Origin of the sequence: Methylocystis sp. (genome assembly GCF_051062815.1) — a bacterium.
Taxonomy (GTDB): Bacteria; Pseudomonadota; Alphaproteobacteria; order Rhizobiales; family Beijerinckiaceae; genus Methylocystis.
The window spans coordinates 1-17723 of record NZ_JBPFDU010000009.1 but is presented as its reverse complement, the minus strand read 5'-3'; the positions used below and the strand labels follow the sequence as shown (position 1 = coordinate 17723).

The 17723-nt window shown below is 59.4% G+C and carries 23 protein-coding genes and 2 pseudogenes; 12 read left to right on the top strand and 13 right to left on the bottom strand.

Translation table 11 applies throughout. The annotated features are described in order from the left end of the window. The coding region (locus ACR65W_RS01115) for a hypothetical protein (RefSeq protein WP_434500248.1) at window positions 1–231 on the top strand (231 nt) is incomplete at its 5' end. Between the two features lie 235 nt (window positions 232–466). Here ACR65W_RS01115 and ACR65W_RS01110 read toward each other — a convergent pair. Then, a pseudogene (locus ACR65W_RS01110) lies at window positions 467–520 on the bottom strand (hypothetical protein); the annotation flags it as partial. A 109-nt stretch (window positions 521–629) separates the two neighbouring features. Here ACR65W_RS01110 and ACR65W_RS01105 point away from each other — a divergent pair. Continuing rightward, window positions 630–842 (top strand): hypothetical protein, encoded by a 213-nt coding sequence (locus ACR65W_RS01105; protein ID WP_245435149.1) that lies wholly within the window; start codon window positions 630–632, stop codon window positions 840–842. A 154-nt stretch (window positions 843–996) separates the two neighbouring features. Here ACR65W_RS01105 and ACR65W_RS01100 read toward each other — a convergent pair whose 3' ends face one another. Together ACR65W_RS01100 and amoC are read right to left on the bottom strand one after the other, a co-directional pair. Continuing rightward, entirely contained in the window at window positions 997–1587 is a 591-nt protein-coding gene (locus ACR65W_RS01100; RefSeq protein ID WP_245435102.1) for a hypothetical protein, read from the bottom strand. Window positions 1588–1795: 208 nt separating this feature from the next. Further along, window positions 1796–2569 carry a bacterial ammonia monooxygenase, subunit AmoC gene (gene amoC / locus ACR65W_RS01095; RefSeq protein WP_109026919.1) on the bottom strand — a complete coding sequence of 258 codons (774 nt, stop codon included), beginning with the start codon at window positions 2567–2569 and terminating at the stop codon, window positions 1796–1798. Between the two features lie 165 nt (window positions 2570–2734). Between amoC and ACR65W_RS01090 the strand changes: the two genes are divergently transcribed. Continuing rightward, window positions 2735–3718, top strand: coding sequence for a GlxA family transcriptional regulator (locus ACR65W_RS01090; RefSeq protein ID WP_109026920.1), 984 nt, complete (start codon window positions 2735–2737; stop codon window positions 3716–3718). Window positions 3719–4075: 357 nt separating this feature from the next. Here the strand turns inward: ACR65W_RS01090 and ACR65W_RS01085 are convergent, their stop codons facing one another. Together ACR65W_RS01085 and ACR65W_RS01080 are read right to left on the bottom strand one after the other, a co-directional pair. Continuing rightward, window positions 4076–5053 (bottom strand): GlxA family transcriptional regulator, encoded by a 978-nt coding sequence (locus ACR65W_RS01085; RefSeq protein WP_109026921.1) that lies wholly within the window; start codon window positions 5051–5053, stop codon window positions 4076–4078. A gap of 90 nt (window positions 5054–5143) precedes the next feature. Then, on the bottom strand, window positions 5144–5449 hold the full coding sequence (locus ACR65W_RS01080; protein ID WP_109026922.1) for a putative quinol monooxygenase: 306 nt from the start codon (window positions 5447–5449) through the stop codon (window positions 5144–5146). 1493 nt (window positions 5450–6942) lie between these two features. Here ACR65W_RS01080 and ACR65W_RS01075 point away from each other — a divergent pair. Further along, window positions 6943–7374: a hypothetical protein gene (locus ACR65W_RS01075; RefSeq protein WP_109026923.1), complete on the top strand. Its 432-nt coding sequence runs from the start codon at window positions 6943–6945 to the stop codon at window positions 7372–7374. A 23-nt stretch (window positions 7375–7397) separates the two neighbouring features. Further along, complete coding sequence (locus ACR65W_RS01070; RefSeq protein WP_434500247.1) at window positions 7398–7802, top strand: J domain-containing protein; 405 nt, start codon at window positions 7398–7400, stop codon at window positions 7800–7802. Between the two features lie 94 nt (window positions 7803–7896). Here ACR65W_RS01070 and ACR65W_RS01065 read toward each other — a convergent pair whose 3' ends face one another. Both ACR65W_RS01065 and ACR65W_RS01060 read right to left on the bottom strand, forming a co-directional pair. Beyond that, entirely contained in the window at window positions 7897–8163 is a 267-nt protein-coding gene (locus tag ACR65W_RS01065) for a hypothetical protein (RefSeq protein WP_109026924.1), read from the bottom strand. A gap of 105 nt (window positions 8164–8268) precedes the next feature. Then, window positions 8269–8700: a cupin domain-containing protein gene (locus ACR65W_RS01060; RefSeq protein WP_158273655.1), complete on the bottom strand. Its 432-nt coding sequence runs from the start codon at window positions 8698–8700 to the stop codon at window positions 8269–8271. Between the two features lie 362 nt (window positions 8701–9062). Here ACR65W_RS01060 and ACR65W_RS01055 point away from each other — a divergent pair, with 362 nt between their 5' ends. Then, on the top strand, window positions 9063–9314 hold the full coding sequence (locus ACR65W_RS01055; RefSeq protein ID WP_109026933.1) for a NepR family anti-sigma factor: 252 nt from the start codon (window positions 9063–9065) through the stop codon (window positions 9312–9314). A gap of 265 nt (window positions 9315–9579) precedes the next feature. Here the strand turns inward: ACR65W_RS01055 and ACR65W_RS01050 are convergent, their stop codons facing one another. Next, on the bottom strand, window positions 9580–10050 hold the full coding sequence (locus ACR65W_RS01050; RefSeq protein WP_109026938.1) for an Hsp20/alpha crystallin family protein: 471 nt from the start codon (window positions 10048–10050) through the stop codon (window positions 9580–9582). Window positions 10051–10248: 198 nt separating this feature from the next. Continuing rightward, window positions 10249–10446: pseudogene (locus ACR65W_RS01045) on the bottom strand (ATP-binding protein); the annotation flags it as partial. A 333-nt stretch (window positions 10447–10779) separates the two neighbouring features. Here ACR65W_RS01045 and ACR65W_RS01040 point away from each other — a divergent pair. The 4 genes from ACR65W_RS01040 to ACR65W_RS01025 all read left to right on the top strand — a co-directional run bounded on the left by ACR65W_RS01040 (window position 10780) and on the right by ACR65W_RS01025 (window position 12251). Beyond that, window positions 10780–11232: a hypothetical protein gene (locus ACR65W_RS01040; RefSeq protein ID WP_109026941.1), complete on the top strand. Its 453-nt coding sequence runs from the start codon at window positions 10780–10782 to the stop codon at window positions 11230–11232. Beyond that, window positions 11222–11413 (top strand): hypothetical protein, encoded by a 192-nt coding sequence (locus ACR65W_RS01035; RefSeq protein WP_109026945.1) that lies wholly within the window; start codon window positions 11222–11224, stop codon window positions 11411–11413. Before ACR65W_RS01040 ends, ACR65W_RS01035 begins: the two co-directional genes overlap by 11 nt. Before the next feature lie 262 nt (window positions 11414–11675). Continuing rightward, window positions 11676–11912 carry a hypothetical protein gene (locus ACR65W_RS01030; protein WP_124740580.1) on the top strand — a complete coding sequence of 79 codons (237 nt, stop codon included), beginning with the start codon at window positions 11676–11678 and terminating at the stop codon, window positions 11910–11912. 108 nt (window positions 11913–12020) lie between these two features. Then, complete coding sequence (locus ACR65W_RS01025) at window positions 12021–12251, top strand: hypothetical protein (protein WP_124740581.1); 231 nt, start codon at window positions 12021–12023, stop codon at window positions 12249–12251. A gap of 23 nt (window positions 12252–12274) precedes the next feature. Here ACR65W_RS01025 and smbP read toward each other — a convergent pair whose 3' ends face one another. Continuing rightward, a complete protein-coding gene (gene smbP, locus ACR65W_RS01020) occupies window positions 12275–12613 on the bottom strand; it encodes a small metal-binding protein SmbP (RefSeq protein WP_109026958.1) in 339 nt (112 codons plus the stop codon). 164 nt (window positions 12614–12777) lie between these two features. Between smbP and ACR65W_RS01015 the strand changes: the two genes are divergently transcribed. Then, window positions 12778–13203, top strand: coding sequence for a universal stress protein (locus ACR65W_RS01015; RefSeq protein WP_109026984.1), 426 nt, complete (start codon window positions 12778–12780; stop codon window positions 13201–13203). A 609-nt stretch (window positions 13204–13812) separates the two neighbouring features. Here the strand turns inward: ACR65W_RS01015 and ACR65W_RS01010 are convergent. Then, entirely contained in the window at window positions 13813–14112 is a 300-nt protein-coding gene (locus ACR65W_RS01010) for a putative quinol monooxygenase (protein ID WP_109026961.1), read from the bottom strand. A 385-nt stretch (window positions 14113–14497) separates the two neighbouring features. On the opposite strand from ACR65W_RS01010, the gene ACR65W_RS01005 reads away from it, so the two are divergent. After that, on the top strand, window positions 14498–15685 hold the full coding sequence (locus ACR65W_RS01005; protein ID WP_109026963.1) for an integrase core domain-containing protein: 1188 nt from the start codon (window positions 14498–14500) through the stop codon (window positions 15683–15685). Between the two features lie 128 nt (window positions 15686–15813). Here ACR65W_RS01005 and scpB read toward each other — a convergent pair whose 3' ends face one another. After that, the gene (gene scpB, locus ACR65W_RS01000) at window positions 15814–16536 is read right to left on the bottom strand and encodes an SMC-Scp complex subunit ScpB (RefSeq protein ID WP_109026966.1); all 723 of its coding nucleotides are present in this window, start codon (window positions 16534–16536) and stop codon (window positions 15814–15816) included. 18 nt (window positions 16537–16554) lie between these two features. Continuing rightward, window positions 16555–17723, bottom strand: a 1169-nt coding sequence (locus tag ACR65W_RS00995) for a DUF1403 family protein (RefSeq protein ID WP_434500245.1), incomplete at its 5' end; no start/stop codon positions are given.

Below are 17723 nucleotides of genomic sequence, written 5' to 3'. Positions count from 1 at the left end.
AACCCGCAGCCTCGTCTTTTTCCGCCTCGGTCATCGGAGATAGTGTCCATCATCGATAGTGGACACGATCCCCGCGCCACGCGCACGACTATCGCCGCCGTCAGCCCCAATCGCCAGACGGCCCTCGGCGGAGGCTTACCGAAAAGGACGCGGCGCGGCGTTTCCGTCTTGGCGACGACGCCGGCCGGCGTTGGGATGTCCGGCACGGATTCACTGATGAACGGCCGGTAGCACATCCCACGCCATTAAGCCTGCTAGGATGAGATTCGGGAAAAATGCAGTTACGATATGAGCAATAATGAAGCAGTTTCGAGTCATAACCGGATGGATCGACTATTGGCCGCCTATCATCTGGTGACCTGACTTCCATGGACTCCCGCAGCGGTAGCCTGCCCTTGGGTAGAACCTTCATCTCCTCGCCCGTCAGCATCTCGAACTCGAGCACCCCATTCGCGAGCGTATCGAGTTGCCTGTGTTTTTCGGTCAAGATGCGCTTGGCCTCATCATAGGCTTCCTGCACCAGCCGCCGCACTTCGGCGTCGATCGTCTGCTACGTCGCTTTGGAGATCGTCTGGTGCCGGATCGAATAGCCGAGGAAATGTTCCTGGTGCGTATCGGCATAGGCGACCGTGCCGAGTTTGTCCGCCGGCCTTGGCGGCGGCAATGACGCGCACACACGACGCGCCGACGCCGACGAACATTTCGACGAGGTCGGAGCCCGAGATCGAGAAGAAGGGCATGCCAGCCTCGACCGCCTCGGCTACGTGCTGGCGGCCGGCGCGACGCCCATGCGGCAGGGAGCGGCTTTGGCCTTCGAGGAGCCGGGCACAGCGTCGACATAGATGCACGCCGTTTTTGGAATGCAAAGACCGTCATTGCGAGGAGCGTAAGCGACGAAGCAATCCAGGAGTCGCACTAAAAAGTGGATTGCTTCGTTGCGCTCGCGATACGATCCAGCGCGAAGACCGTTCGCTCCAAGGGAGCAAACGGTCGCCATCACGCGTGGCGGAGCTTGGTCTTTTTCGACGATCGCTTGCCGAAGACATGCGCGTACCAGCCCGCGCCCAGAGCGAGCGCTACGACGGTAGCGACGGCGACCGCAGTCCAATCGCGTAGAAACGCTTCCCCGACCGAGAAGGGGAAACGGGCGTTGTATTCCTTGCGCCCATCTTCGCTGCGCGCCCGCACGAGCGCCACATAGTCGCCTTGCTTCCTGAAGTCGTGTTCGAGCTGGATAACGCCGGTCTGGAACTGCGCGGGCGGCAGGTAGGCTTCGTTCGGCGCAGCCTCGTCGTCCCCCTTCGGGTCCGCCTCAACGATGCGGATCTCCACCATCATGTCCCGCAATTCGTCCTGCATCGTGTCGACCACGATGGTCGTCGGTCCTGTCTCAGGAATGTCCTCGCAGAACTGGCTTCGCGATTGCGTCGGCTGATAGAAGCTGAAGGTTATGATGTTAGGCCCCATCTGGGTCGCGCATTCGCGAACTTTCTGGAAAGCCTTGGCGGAATCCCTGCGCACCGCCTGTGCGTCCGCGCGGGCGATCAAGCCGATCGCCGCGAGGAGAATCAATAGGAGCCTCATCATGAGCATGCCTCCACTCGTCTTCCGGCACCGCGTCTCTAGATTCGAGAATGCCGCAATTTTTGGTCTGACGTCCATCGCCTCCCGCCGCAGAAGGCGGCGAGAGGCGACGAAATGAGCTCGATTCTGGGAGTTTTTCGCATTCCCTCCCGCGCCGCGCCGTCGTTCGTCAGGAGGTCCAAACGCGGCCGCGGCGCGAGAATCTTGAGCCTTACGCGCCGGTCAGCAGTTCGACGCCTTCCTTGCCGATGACACGATGGATGTTCAGCAGGAGTTGGATCACGACCCCGAACACGCCGAGCGCCATCCAGCCGAAGAACACGAAGCCCCAATGCAGCGGCGCAACGAACAGCTCTTCCATAAACCAGAACGTGTGGCCCCACTCATTCAGGCCAACGTTCGGAATGATCATGAAGGGTCCGATCGAGACGATCAGATAGGCAATCGAATAGCCCTTCGAGAAGTAGGGGATTCGCGTCTTCGCATGGAAGAAGCAGCCGATCGCCATGATCGAGTAGATCGGATAGCTCATGTAGAACTCGATGATGTGCGACGGGGTGAAGTCCGTGTCGCGAATCACCGTCATGTGCCACGTGCCGTCCTGCTCGGTGAAGAAAGACGCGCCCCAATAGATCGCCGCCGCATAGACGACGAGCCAGGCTGCATTGTCGGCGATGGCCTTCATCTCCTGACGCGGCGTCACGGTCGACATGTCACGCACGCGCGTCTTCCAGAGCCAGCCGGCGAGGCCGATGCCTGAGATGAGCTCCAGCGGAATTTCCGTCCACAGAATGCTCATCCAATAGGTCTGGAACTCCGGCGCGAATGAATCGAGGCCAGCCCGCCAGCCGTAAATCTGCTCGTATATGCGCACGATCAGATAGAACCCGTTCAGAACGGCGAGCCCGATCCACATTCCCCTTAGGTCGACAACTTTTTCCACTTCTGCACGGGACCGGCCCGCAACTTCTGTTGTCACACTCATTTTTCATCCTCCGATTGATCCGGGCGGTCTTGGTTCCTCCCGTGAGGGAAATGTGCTCGACCTTGAGATCGATTACAGCTAGTCTCGTTTGACAATAAGAATACCGGGCTTGCCATCGAGTTTGCCAAACTCGAGACAAAGTCTGCCAAACGTCAGGGCGTCGCAATGGATGTTGTTGTCCTTGGCTATCGCGATTGCATCGGGTCTGCGTTTCTGGGTCCCTATGACATGCTTACGATGAGTCTTCGGATGCTCACGAAGCCAGGTAGACCGCTGCCGTTTGAAGTCGTTACCGCGAGCTTTAATGGCGCGCCTTTTGATGACGGAAACCGTAGGCGGCAGGAGGTAGATAAGGGCCTTGATTCGATCAAGTCTTGCAGCGCTGTCATCGTCCCAGCTTACATATGTGATGGTAATAATCGTCTGTCACTCTCTATCGAAATTGGTGCAATCGCGGCCTGGTTGAGGCATCAACATGCGCTTGGCGCAATTGTGTGCGCCTCCTGCAACGGGGTCTTCATTCTTGGCGAGGCTGGGCTACTTGATGGTCGCCGTTGCACAACAACGTGGTGGCGGCACGATGATTTGAAGGCCAATTATCCACGCGCACAGGTCGCGTGGGGTGCGTCTCTTATTGAAGAAAATCGTGTTGTAACTGCGGGCGGGCCGCTTTCATGGATCGACCTTTCGCTCCACGTCATTCGCTCTCTTTGCGGTGGTGACGCCGCGAAAGAGGCTGCAGATTTCACGGTTGTTGACACGACGCCATCAACTCAAACCATTTATGTCCCTCCCGGACATTTGGCAGCGTCCAACCGGTTCTTGCTTGAAGCTGAGAGGGTGGTTCGCCAGGCCGGTGATGCACCGCTAACAGCCCGGCAACTCGCAGTTGCGCTCAATTCCTCAGAGAGGACGCTCCACAGACGCCTTAAAGAAACCTCAGGAGAAACTCCGAAAGGCTTCATCGATCGAGTACGTTTTGAAATCACTCGAACGCTGCTCGAGACGACTGCACATTCCGTTAAAGAGTTGTCGCAGACCTCAGGATACTCAGATCAAACTAGCTTTCGCCGCGCATTTCAGCGGTATTCTGGAATGACCCCAGGTGCCTATAGGGCATGGATAAAAGCGCGCCGAGGGACTGCGTGAAACGTGTACTCGTGATTCATTCGGTGAGGTTTGTAGTGATGATGACAGGCCCCTCTCGCCTCCCGCCGAGAGATATGACCTTATTTGCACGCGAACAAAGCAGACCGGAGCGCCCACGTCGCTAAACGAGCCCCTCTCAGCGGGCACATTGTGCTCGAGCGGAAGAAGTTCGAACATAGGCGTGGCTCATGCTGGAGGGTGACTGTGGCAGCACACGCATTCGACGCTTACGGAACTGTCTTTGACGTGCGTTCCGTGACAGTCAAGCCAGAAAAAATTGCGAATCATTAGCTGCCTCCCTCTCCGAAGCCCCGAGTCAGAAATTCGAACCGATGGGACTCTTTATGGGTCCGGAGCCTAAGTTTGTCGATTGCGACTCTGGGTACGGTAAGCCCCAGGCGTCATGCCGGAGTATCGATAAAATGCTCGTCGAAAGCTCGCTGCATCCGAATACCCAGAGCTTGCAGCCAGTTGCTTCAGCGAGCATTTTGTCGTCTCAAGTAGCATTCGAGCGGTTTCGAAGCGCACGCGATCAATAAATTGCTTTGGCGTCTCGCTGGTCGCCTCTTTTAGCCGCCGATTCAAAGTCCGACTCGACATGCCAAGTGCGCGTGCGAGGTCTTGCGCTGTCATAGGGTCCTCTCCAGCTAGCCGGACGACGTGCTCCGCTTCAAGCAAGAAGGCGTTCGCCGCAGCAAAATGACTAAGTGGAGCATATACCGAGCGCGTCGAGGGGGCCGTGTCGACGACCGCGAAATCAGCAGCTATCTTTGCAGCATCTCCACCACACAGCGAACGAATGACATGCAAACACAAGTCAACCCACGATAAAGGCCCGCCCGACGTTACTATCCTCTCGTCCTCGATGAGCGGAGCGCCCCATATAGCGTCGGCTCGCGGATAGCGGCTTTTCAATTCATCGTGACGCCACCACGTGGTTGTGCAACGGCGACCATCAAGTAACCCAGCTTCGCCAAGAATAAACACGCCGCTACACGAAGCGCATACCAAAGCACCAAGTGCATGTTGACGGCGAAGCCACGCGGCCAATGTACCAATCTGCGGCGTTGACAGGAAGTCAGCATTGTCGTCGCATAGATAGCCAGGTACCACTATCGCGCTTGACGCCTTGATCGCAGTGACGCTCTTTTCTACACTTAGAGCGCGCCCGCTACTATCTTCAAATGGCTTGCCATTAAAACTCGCCGTCAAAGTCTTGAAAGGCTGACGGTTGTCCTCTTTGCTGATCATTAGCGAGCTGAGCTTCAGCATATCGACTGAGCCAACGAATCCGGCTCCTAGGCAGCCGTTGAAGCCGAGCACGACAATTTCCATAGCCAGCCTGCTTGGGGTCAGCACAGCGCCGCCCCCGACACCAATTCCGCCTCCGGTTTACTGGTCCGGCGTTGACGCTCGTTCATTTGGTCATCGGTTGGGGAGTTTTTCAACCAAGATCTCAATTTTTTCTATTGATGGAGGCTTCTCCAGGAGATCCGGAGCGTTCGCCATTAGTGCTTTGGCTACTCCTCCAGAGAGATGGGCCTCGCGCCCCTTCTCGTCCGGAAAGGTATCGAAAATACCAAACCTTGACAGGCTCATCTGGATTGCAAACCAGCTGGCGGTATTTGGTTCTGCCTCGACGAGTGGCAGCGCGTCTCTCAAGAAGGTAGCTAATTGCTTCTCTTTTCCCACCTTGGCTTCAAGAGCAACAAACAATCCTGGCTTAGTCATTGGACTTTCTCCTTAGCTTGATCTGGATTACAGCGGTCAGCGCCGACAGGACGTGAAGCCTCCGTCACGTGACATTGCCTGTACGCCCCAAGAAACTCCCGAATCGAAAAGAAAGTGAGGACCCCGGCTGTCGCCATGGTAGAGCCAAGTAGAAAGCTATTGCCTCCGACACCGGCGCTTTCATCTGCTATAGCTGCACTTGCAACGTAAAATGCGGTGACCCATATCGCCACGATCCAGATTGCAACAGCTATCGCGTATAGGACATTTCCATTGAGCCGCTGGCTCTTAGCGCCTGTTTGCATAGTAATACTCTCACCCGCTCTCGCTCGTGATGAGCTATGTTGCACAGATTTAACGAAGGCTTGATCACCCACAGGGGGCCAAGTTTGCCAAAATTGGCTTCAAGTGTGCCATGCGCCCATGCTTGTGTTGAGCCGCCCTCTTCTGCCTCGTCATCCATAACAATCGAGGGTATGAGCGCCTTTAAGCGCCAGGCCCATGAATACTTGTCCGAGCCTTCGGGCTCGTCGAGCGAGAAGATGCGGCGAGCGTCGGTGTGCGGTTCAGGTGGGCTGACTTTTCAAAGGTCAAACAGACCGACAGCTAGGCTCAGGACCTATCAATTTTGATTGAGGCGCGATTCAAAGTCTCCGAGATGGAGGCTTTGATGAATGATTTGTTTTTTGCTCAGCGCGCGCCAGATGGCACGGATATCGCCGTATTTTCCGTTGGCGCACGGAGTGCGGCGGGTTGACGATCGTCGGGTAGTCAGCTGAATCGTCTATGTGATCAAGCATGGTCTGCAACGGATGGATGCGCCCAAAGACTGTGGGCCGCACAAGACTCTCTTCAACCGGTTCATCCGCTAGCGGCTCGGGGTCTTCGACCGCATCTTCGCGGCGGTCGTCGGCGAACGCCCCAAGTCCAAGCGCATCATGATCGACTCGACGCATCTGAAGGCGCATCGCTCCCCCGCAAGCCTTTTAAAAAAGGGTTCTTTCCCGTTGGGAAGATCAGCTTGATGCTCTGTGGACAGACCTTCTGATGTTTTGGAACGCCGACGGCACAATTGAGGCTGCGCGTGTCGAGCCCATGCCGGAACGGGGCGATGGCCTATGTCGCGCGGGACCCGTTGCAGGTGTTGCAGGCTTCCGCGCATGGCGTCGCTAATGTCGTCGCCTTCCTCGCCGATATCACCATTAACGGCGTGAACGTGCTCGCCTCTTAATGGACGAGAAGGACGTGCCTTCGATCGATCTTTACTGAGCGCCTTCGGGCGCTCCTTTTTTGTCTGCTGTGCGCGCGGCTTCTGACGCCTTGACTCGTTAGCAAAGCCGCGCTTCCCTTCCCCGATATTTGAGGGGGATCACACGCGGATCATCGCCGTTTTATTTGCGCTTCTTCCGTCGCTAGCTTTTGCCGATGACATCACGCCGGACAGCTTCGCTAACCGGCTCAAGGCCGACGCGCTGAAGCTCACCGTCAACAGCATGCTGGCGCAAAGCAATACGCTCTACATTCAAGGGACGCCCACAGGCGATCCAATTCCTATTGCCGCTCGCATTGCATACACTATTGAAAATAATTCAGGCATGCCTCTGAGCTTGGCCGTTAAGCGCAGGGGCATCTCAGCTGGTCCTTGCTCAGAGGTCGAAAGCGGCTCGGGGCTCGAACTATTCGATGACGCACTGGCGATCCAGTTGCAGCGCAACAAATCGTATCGCGATCGTGTCATGCGCTTCGTTCCCGACAAGGCGCGCGTGTCAGGAACGATCGTGATGGAAAACACGAGCTGCAAGCCGAGTGACGTTTCGGGCATGACGACCGTGCCCGTTACGATCACCGTCATGGTCGCGAACGAAAACAATTTTCTCGCGGTCCCATTGCAGACGGATGCGCGCCTAACCGTGCGCGGCAATTAGAAACGTTTCCCACCGTCGGTAGCATGACGAGCACCGATCCATACAGTATCCTCGGCGTCGCGCGATCTGCGACGGCCGTGGAGATCAAGGCGGCGTATCGGCTGCTCGCGCACGAGCGACACCCCGACAAGAAGAGCGGATCGCACGAAGCATTCGTCCAACTGACCGCAGCCTATGAGTACGCGCTCGCCCGATGCGGACGGCCGGCGGGCTCTTCCGCGAGCACTTCCCCACCGCCACGGCAGGAATCCTTTGACGAGTTCATGGCGCGCACGTATCGGCACTGGGAGCGCTCCTCCCAGGAGCGAGAGGAATATTTTCGGCGAACGCATGCACATGCGCCATTCCGGCTTTTGTGGTGGCGTCTATCTCACGACTTGCTCGCCGCCGCGCACGACCTGGCAAAGCTTCTCCGTCGTAAACCATAATAGAACGCACCGCGTCTGATCGCGACGATCCTCGACGAGGCGCGACAGGCCCCGACGAGCCATCACATGTCGTGACCTGTCGCTCACCGCTGGTTTAAAGAGGATAGTCGCGCGCAGGATCGATCCCGGCGTCCGTCAGGAATTTGCGCAGGGCGGCAATTTCGTCTTTTGGAAGGCTATGATGGACGTCGTGGAATCCATGGGAAAAGCCGCTCAGCGTCACCAATAAATGGTTGTGCCGAGTACGAGTTATTTCAGCTCCCAGCTCTTCCAACATTGACTTGACGATCTTTGGATCGATGTTGCTACTCATTGGATGCGCGAACAAGGCGTGCAGAATTGTCCGATGCTTATGGTTCATTTATTGAACTTCCCGCTCATCTCAAAGGTCTATCATTTCGCACGGTGCACGCAGCTGCGACAACGAGACTTGCCCTTTGCATCTGAACCATCCCGGGGTTCTGGTTTATTTCGCCGGAACCGGGATCGCCGAACCTTTGCCTTCCGGCGCGCTGGCGGGCAGCAGTTCGAAGGTCAGAAGTTCGACCGGAGCTGCGCCAGTGTTGCTCGATTCATGGGCGACCGAGCCGGTCTCTGCGAAACAATCGCCCGCCCTGTAAATGGTCGGCGTTCCGCCGAGCGTATAGGTCATCTCCCCGGAAAGGACGCAGCGCAGCCCCGGCCCGAGGTGAAGATGCGCATGCATGTAGCCCCCTGGGTCGATGGTCGTCTGCGTCACGCGGATACGGTACTTGCCGTTGAGCTCGGCGAGTTGGCCAAGGTCCGAGAGTTCAGCTTTGATTTTCTGGTGAAAGCCTTTGATCTCTACTTCGTCCGCCTTGGCGCTGGCCGAGGCGGCAAGGAACAAGATGGCGAAAGCGACGACGAAGTTCAACATAGACGCCTCCAAATGCGCGCGCCACAATCGTCGCGCAAAGCTCTCCTCGGTTTCAGTCTTCGGCAGCTTAACGTTGGTCGTCGCTAAGTCCGCGGCGGGCGCGTGGCTTGAAACAGCGACTGGCGGGCAGCGCCGCATCATAATTGTGGAGTCTTCGTTTTCAACACTTCAGCTTGAGCTCCGCCTTCGCAGCAATCACCCACAACGCCGTGCTTTGCTAGTCTAGATGCCCATACCCGCAGCCAATTTGTCATAAATTTTAAAAATCGGCGCTCACTTACACGCCACTGTCACTTCTTCATATTGTGGCCGCAACCCGAGCTGACCCTGAGTCTGTCATTTATGTCGCCTAAAGGTGTCAGATGGGTCAACCTCGCTTGCTCCCCCAAAAGGTCGAAGACCTAATCGGCGAACAGCTCCGCGCCATGTACGGTGACATCCTTGGTGAGCCGCTTCCAGATCGGTTTCTTGATCTCCTGGAGAGGCTAGAAACGGACAGGGTCTTGGTTTTCGGCGTCCCGGACCGCCAAAAAAAGCGCGACGCCTCAATAAATAGTCCAAAGGAGCGGGGTTTATTCAGCCGATTCGTCCGTCAACAGCTGAGGGCGGGCTAAGCGGAAAATCATGAAAGCGCTTCAGGCATAGGCCCTTTAGGCGAAAAATCGCCAGCAGAATCGACGCCGCCGAAATTCATGTGTCCGCCGAGTGTCGCTTACCGCGGCGGCGTCAATCCAGCGCCTGCTACTCGCGGGGACCTCAGAGGAGTTGCAAACTGTGCGGGTGGCGCAATCCTGCTTGTCGCAAGAAGGAATCACGACGCAGTTGCCTGAGCGCACGCGAGATTTACTCGCGTGCGAGTATTTGTCTTGCGCCCTCCAATCAGGATTGCTTCGGAGGCTGGCCGGCCTGGATTTCGATTGTCTTGGCGGCGCTAGCGGCTTCGGCAGGTTTCTTGACGGTGACGTGGAGAACGCCCTTGTCTAAATGCGCCTCCACGGCTCCGTCAGCGGGAGTGAATGGCAAGGACATTGAGCGATAGAACGAGCCGTAGCTGCGCTCCTCGACGTGCCACTCCTTCTCGTCCCTTTGGCTTTCTTCTTTTTTCTCGCCGGCGATGGTGAGCCGGTTGCCTTCTAAGCCTACTTTAATGTCTTTTTCTTCGACGCCGGGAAGTTCGGCCGTCACCTCGATGGCGTTAACCGTTTCGGCGACGTTAATCGCAGGCGCTTTCGCTCCGACACTCAGGGTCGGAAGACCGGTATCGAAGATACGAAACGCATCTTCCATCTCGCGTCGGAGCGAACGAAAGGGGTCTATGTCCTGACGGGACCACAGGCTCGGCAATCTCATTGTGCTCTCCTAGGATATGCGAACGCCAATGCCCGCTCCCAAGCTGTCAATCAGCATTGAACCGGGACCCCAGATCGGCGCCGAAAAGGGACCCCTTTTCAGGCGTGCGTTTTGTGCCGTAGTCGGCGTGACGGAGGGAGGGCGTAGCCCGACCGGAGTTACGCCGACTACGGCAGCGGCCTGGGCGGCGCGTCGGCCTCAGGCGCGGTTTTCGAAGCGCCAGCTTTCGTTGCCGGTTTCGACGATGTCGCAGTGATGGGTGAGGCGGTCGAGGAGAGCGGTCGTCATCTTGGCGTCGCCGAAGACGCTGGGCCATTCGCCGAAGGCGAGATTGGTTGTGACGATCACTGAGGTGCGCTCATAGAGCCGGCTGACGAGGTGGAAGAGGAGTTGGCCAGAGCGTCGGCGGCTCCTGTCGGGAATGGTTCGCCAAGGCGCTGTCCTCCGAATGGAAGAAGGCCAAGGCGTCTCGCCTGCGCGAGGAAAGCAACGTCGGCCTTCCGGTCCGTTCCTGCGTTGCCGACCGGCCTGCGCCGCGCATGCCCCTATGCCGCCTCTACACCACGCATTCCGGCCGCCTCGCCGGATCATTCGCGGCCTGAACTTCAAGAGGGACCGCATGATAAGCGGCCGGGAAGAGATCTCGCGAACCCCACTCCCGGCCTGACCACAACGCAAACGGAGCTTCACATCATGGCTAAACTGTCTCATACACCATCGCGGCGGGCCATGCTCGCCGGCCTCGCCGCTGCGCCCGTCGCAGGGCTTCCTGCCATTGCTGGCGTCGTCGCGGACGATGATCCGCTGCTTGAGGCTCTCGCAGAATACGAGCGCCTGCACGCGATCGAACGGACTGCTTGGGAAGCCGTGGCGGACGCCGCGCCCACGAGCAATAGGCTCCCGGAAGTTGTCTTTAATGGCAATCGCGTCTTCAGCATTCTCCATCTCGAAACCATGCGCGAAAGCAGCATGGGAATGACAGACGAAGAAATAGACGACACGATTGCGCGCCTCCGCAAAGGCAACGCCACAATGCGTGCTGAAGCCGCCGGCCTTGAGCCAGAATACCAGAACGCGCGCGCCGTTCTAGAAGCCCACAACGCATATGCGCAGAATGCCGAGACGAGCGAGGTATTAGATGCGGAGTCGGCCGCGCAGAAGGCGCAAGATAATGCGAACTGAAGCGCAGCGGGCGGTCTTCGAATCCACACCGACGACGCTCGCGGGCGCCTTACGGCTGCTCCGTCGCCTCGCTGACTTTCTCGACGAAGACGACGTGGTCAATGACATGCTTGTCGGCGACATGATCGGCGACTCCGTCCGCAACGCCGTCGCGGTGTTAGAGCGGGAAGCGCAGTCATGAGCTTCGACAACGACAACGCCTCCGCGGCGCCGCTCTTTATCGAATTGCGCCCCGGCATGCGCAAGGCGCTCGCCGACGCCGTGGACGCGTTCTTGAACCTGTTGGACCAGATCGACGCCGTCCGGACCAGGCGCACTGGGCCGAAGGAGCTAGCGACGACCGCGAGGACGAAAGCGAGCTGCTTGAGCCGACCGGCGATGAGGAGCCAACGCTCGGCGCGACGACCGCCGTCAATCAGCAACATGCTTGGGCCGCGTCTCGCGTGGCCGATGCGGTCGACGAAGCCGAGCCGTCGCTCGGCTGGACGGGCCATGGGAGCGGCCATCCCGAGATGGCGCTGCGCGGCTATGACGACGATCGGGAGAGGACTACAGGGCCGCGCGACGAAGAAGAGGACGACAGCGACAAAGGAGAGCTGGACGGCGACTATATGGACTCTTGGTTCAATTCGCCGCACCTGCCAGGCGGCAATGGCACGGTGCGGAGACCATGCCGATGACTGACCTGAGCAACGTCAAGGCGCGGCCATGCGAACGTCTCGGCGCATCGTCGAGAGCGCCGAGCGCTGCGCCATCAAGGCGGACGATTTGCGGAGAAGGCTGAGGCCGTGACTTACGACCGCACCGCGATCATGCGGGACGCCCACAAGCGATTCCGAGACGGCAAGCGCCTCGGGCTCGGCTGGACGTTCGGGGCAATGCTTGGCCACGGCATGGGCGGCTTCGAAAGATCGGCGCAAGGCTCATGCCCGGGGATTTGCGGCGTAGGCTTCGAGCCCTACATCATCCCGAGCGCCGAAATTCGTCGTCGGCGCAACAGAACGCCCCGCCGTGGATGAAACGGCGGGTTTTGCTGTTTGGGTTATTTCTGCGCCGCTTCCAGATGCGTCAACGCCTCTTCGGCGTGTCCGGTCGCAGCTTTGGCGTCCTTTTTATTGCCTTCCGTAATTGACGCCTTCAGATGGGTAATTCCTTCCTTGGTGTGCTCATTCTTCTTCGCTTTTTCCGCCGCTTCAGCGTGTTTAAGCGCGGCTTCGGCGTGCGTCACCAACACATCCGCATGACCTTGTTTGCCGTGGTCGATCGCTTCCTTGGTGTGGCTAATCGCCTCGGCCAAATGATCCTCGGCGAGCGCGACGCGGGGCGCTACGAAGGCCGCGACTCCAAGACCCAGCGCGAGTACAAAAATTCTGCGGTTCATTGAAATATCCTCCCACTAGCCATTCCTCGGAAGGGAATGCCGGCAGGATCATAATCCACAATTTGCGGGAGTCGATTGTGGCGATTGACGCGGCGGCAAGATACGCGAAGGAGTATTAGAGTTCGGCATCTAGCTGCCTTAAAGGGTCAGCCAGGGAGGCGATGATGTTCAAAAATATTCTTGTCGCGATCGATCTCACCGAATCTGAGATGACCAAGCAGGCGATCGACAAAGCGGCAGCGCTCGCCAGGGCTTTCAATAGCGAACTCAGGCTGGTCAATGTGCAGACGCTTATTCCCATTGCCTTCCTCGACTACGTCAAGGGAAATTTCGACAAGGATATTCGGCAAGGCCTTGAGAAGGAGATCGCGGCCCTAGCGGCTAGCATCGATCATCCGACCGGCCGAATCTCGACCGTTGTGCTGTTCGGTCCCGTCTATCAAAAGGTTCTGGCGGAGGCCGAGGAGTGGGGCGCCGAAGTCATCGTCGTAGGCTCCCACCGGCCAGGAATGGATCGGTTTCTCATTGGCTCCAACGCCGGCGCCATCGTACACCACGCAAAGTGCTCAGTGCTCGTCGTGCGGCAGTAGCGTCTTCGCCCCAACCGTCTTGGCGCGGGCGTTTTAATGTCGCCGGCAGCTCGTTGAGCGGACTCTTCCACTAAAGAGGCAACAAGGCCCCAGCGCATCGGGACAAGCTCATTGCCGCCAGCCGCTGGCCGGATGACTTCAATCTGCGTCGTAGGGCGATGTTGTAGCGCGGCTGGCCGATTAGGTCGGCGATGCGCTGGAACTCTTCCCAGGAGAGAGTAGACCGCTAGGGTGTGTCACCCCCGCGCCCGATATGGCGGCCAATCTGGCATCAGATGAACGTCCGGGAGCCGCAGACGGAGCAGACAAAGCGGCGCACCTCGCCAGGGCAACGAACGGCGTTCCCGGCGCCGTCCGCATGGCATCGAAGGCGACCTTGCCGTGATGGGCGCGCCTGCACAGGGACCCGCTGTCGGACCCCGTCACCGTCGCGCTAAACCTTGTATCGGAAACCGCCGCTGCCATTAGGCAGTCCGAAGAGCAAATCGGCCCATGCGCTCCAGCACTTGCCGTGCGGGAAGCGGAATTGGCCACATCGACAGGCCGCGCGGATGAAGCCGAGGCGGGCATGCAAAAAGTCGTCGACGCGATCGGTGCGTTTTTGTGTTGTCAGCCCAGCTTTGCCGCCAGCACGTCAACCTTCCCGATTTTGGGTGGCTGCGAGAAAAGCTCCGGCGCTTTCGCCATGAGCGCTTTCGCGACTTCCCCAGCAAGATGAGCGTCTCTGCCGGCTTCGTCATTGAAAACGTCGAAAATGGCGAAAGTGGTGGGTGACACTCGGATCGCGAACCACGACACTGTGCCGGGCTCTGCTTCCACGAGCGGCAGCGCCGATTTCAAGAACGCTGCAACCTCGTGCTCCTTGCCGATCTTCGCCTCCAGCGTCGCCAAGATGCCAAATTTCACCATTGCGACCTCCTCAAGACCGACGGTTTCAGGCCGTCAGTTTGCACCAAGCGTCCGCAGATGGCGGCAGCATAGCATTAACTATGGCGGCTGGTCGCGGTTGCCTGCATCGCTCCGCGCGTACGAACCGGCCCGCGCCGAGCCAAAAGTGCTCGGCGACTGGCCTTCCCACCGCACCTCCAGCCGGCCGGCGACGACCGGGCTTTTTCGTGGGCGGAGGGACGGAATCCGCTGACGTTCGCCGACGCTTATCCGGCAAATGTTGGCACGAAGCGGCGCTCGACGCAGTCTATTATCACAACTTATTGTGAGCGACCTGAGAGATGGGTGACAGTTTGTTCCGGACACATGGGTGACACCTCCCGCCAGTCTAGGCGGGAGGTGTCGAATGCCCTGGAAGGGGTGTTCGGTTATGGAAGAGCGTCTTCGGTTCGTCGCGCGTCTGCTCGACGGCGAGGCGATGAGCGATGTGTGCCGGGAGTTCGGCATCTCGCGCAAGACGGGATACAAAATCTTCGATCGTTACAAGGAGCACGGCCTCGAGGCGCTCACCGACCGCTCGCGGCGGCCGGTGCGCTACGCCAACCAGCTGCCCGAGCAGATTGAAAGCCTCATCCTGCGCTGCAAGCGTGAAAAGCCCCATTGGGGCGCGCGCAAGAATCGCGAGCTGCTGCTGCGCAAGCTCGACGGCGATTTCCGCGTCCCCGCCAACAGCACGATCCATGCGGTCTTGTGCCGGCACGGCCTCGTCAAGGCGCTCGGACGCCGCCGCCCGCGGGCGCAGGGCACGGAGCTTTCGCCCGGCCTTGCTCCCAATGATCTCTGGTGTGTGGACTTCAAGGGCGAGTTCAAGCTCGGCTCCGGACGCTACTGCTATCCGCTCACCGTCACCGATCACGCCTCGCGCTTCCTGCTGCTCTGCGAGGCGCTGGAATCGACCAGAGAGGACCCGGCGATCACCGCCTTCGGCCGGCTGTTTCGTGAGCGCGGCCTCCCCGGCGCCATCCGCTCCGACAATGGCGTTCCCTTCGCCAGCCCCAACGGCCTCTTCGGCCTCTCCAAGCTCTCCGTCTGGTGGCTGCGCCTGGGCGTCGAGATCGAGCGCATCAAGCCCGGCCATCCTCAGCAGAACGGCCGCCACGAGCGCATGCACCTGACCTTGAAGAAGGAGGCGACCCGTCCGCCCGGCATGAACAGCTTGCAGCAACAGGCCCGCTTCGACGCGTTCATCAAGGAGTTCAACGACGAAAGGCCGCACGAAGCGCTCGACATGAAGCGCCCGGCCGATGTCTATCGCCCGTCCGCCAAGCCCTATGACGGGAAATTACCGGAAATCGACTATCCGCTGCACGATCGCGACGTGATGGTCACCTCATGCGGGCGCATCTGCATGTATCGAAAGCGCGTCAACATCTCGTCCGTGCTCGCCGGTCAGCGCCTCGGAATCAAGGAAATCGACGACGGCATTTGGCTCGTCAGCTTCATGAGCTACGATCTCGGCTTCATCGATCTGGAGCAGAAAACCTTGCAACCCCTCGACAACCCCTTCGGCCCGAGGTTGTCACCCATGTCTTAGGAACAGACTGTTACCTATGTCTTCAGTCCGGACAATTGATTTTCTTGGCGCGCCAAAGGGGATTCGAACCCCTGTTTTCGCCGTGAAAGGACGACGAGCAGGCAGGGAGTTGCGAACCCTATCACCGGTCATTCCCAATGCTCTTCGAGATCCTCCTCTTCCGCGAAAAGAAGGGCGTCAAGATCGGCCTCCGGCTGCGGCCTCTCCAAAAGTCCCTCGTCTTCGAGCCGTTCGATGTCGGGGAGATCGCGCAGCGACGCGAGTCCGAAGACCTCTAGGAACTTCCTCGTCGTCACGTAGGCGAACGGCGCGCCGGGCTCCGGCGCGCGCAATGCGGCGTCGATCAGCCGATGGCGCTTGAGCGCTCCAATGACGTCGCGGCTGATTTCTCGCCCTGCAAACTGCGACAGCTCCGCGCGCGTCGCTGGCTGCAGATAGGCGATCGCCGTCACGGTGAGGAGTTCGGTCGGCGTCAGCGCTGGCGGTCCGGCGGCGTGGGCGCCGTTGTTCAGGACGCGAATGGCGTCGGCGTAGCGCGGTTTGGTGCGCAGTTGATAGCCGCCGGCGACGAGAACGAGGTCATAGGGCCTTGCCCGCAAATCTTCGCGAATGTCGCAAATCAAATCATCAAAATTGCAATCGCGCCCGACCAGTTTGGTGAGCGCGTCGCGCGTGACCGGCGACGGCGCGGCGAAGATCGCCGCTTCGACGCGCCCCATCCATTCGCGCCAGCGCATCGCCTGTGGCAGATCGGAAAGATCGGCGTCGAACAGCAAATCCCCATCGCGCCGCGGCACACGACGGTTTGGCGGCGGCGCACTGTCCTGTCGATGCGCCTTCATCGACGGCATGTCGGCATCCTTTTCATGTCACAGTCCGTAAAGTCGAAAATTGGCGCGACCGGAGAGTTCGCGCACGGCGCCAAGCGCCATCAACCGATCGAACAAACGCCGCGTGGCGCGATCGGAAAGGCCGGCCGACGTCGCCGCCCGCGTCGGCGAAACGCAATCGTCGGCGAGCAACAAATCGACGACGCGCGCCGCCTTTTTGGCGCGCAATTTTGGCGCAACGCTCAACAGTATATTGGAACGCCGCGACAGTTCTGTCGCCAGCGCGTAAGACTCTTGCGCCGCGCGCGCCATGGCGCGCGCGGCGCTCAAATCCCAATCGGCATCGCTCGGCCGTGGTCGGCGTCCGGTCGCCGTGCGCATCGATGGATGCGTGATCGTCGTCGCCAACAGCGGCAGCGGCGCCTGCCACGCGAGGCGCCGCGCCAACACAAGATCGGCGAACCACAGCGCAAAAATTTCGGCGTCGAATTGCGCCGCGTCACCGATGACGCCCAGCGCTAGCGCGCTCACGCGGGCCGCAGCATTGAGCGGATTCTCAGCTGTCGACCGCTCATCCACAAGGGCGGCGAGCGCTTCGCAATCGATGGCCGGCGGTAAATCGAGACAATCGGCCGCGACTCTCACGACGCGCGCATCGAGCCGCACAGAAGGCGTTGTGAACAGGCGCCACAGCCGATGCAGGCGGCCGCCGGGCGTCGGCGCCGCGTCGAAGCCGGCGAGATGTTCGGCGTCGCGCAGGGCGCCTTCGTCTTCGCGCAGACGCGCTATCGCGGCGCAGGCGGTTGCGGCGCGCAAGGCGAGGCGCTGCCGCAGGGCGCCGGCAAAAACGGGTTCGAGGCCTCCTTCCCCGAAGTTTTTGCCGGGGCTCGAAGCATCGGCGGCTCTTCCGTCGGCGCGCGAAACATCGGCGGAGCCGATTCCGGCGCGCGAAATATCGCCTCCGGGGCAACGCAAAAGCTGGTCGAGGCGGGCAAGACTGGCGCCGGCGGCGAAGAAGTGCGCGCTGGCCGCGTCGTGTTGAACGCCGCCGACCTTCGCCCACTGCGTGTCAGGACACATCAGAAATTGAGAAATCGGCCTGTTGAATTTCAATGCGTTACGAAACGCTGCTGATTTACGCGTATACATTTGAATTGAGAAAACGCCCGAATGATGTACAGTTGAATTGAGAATTTGCGGCTCAACCA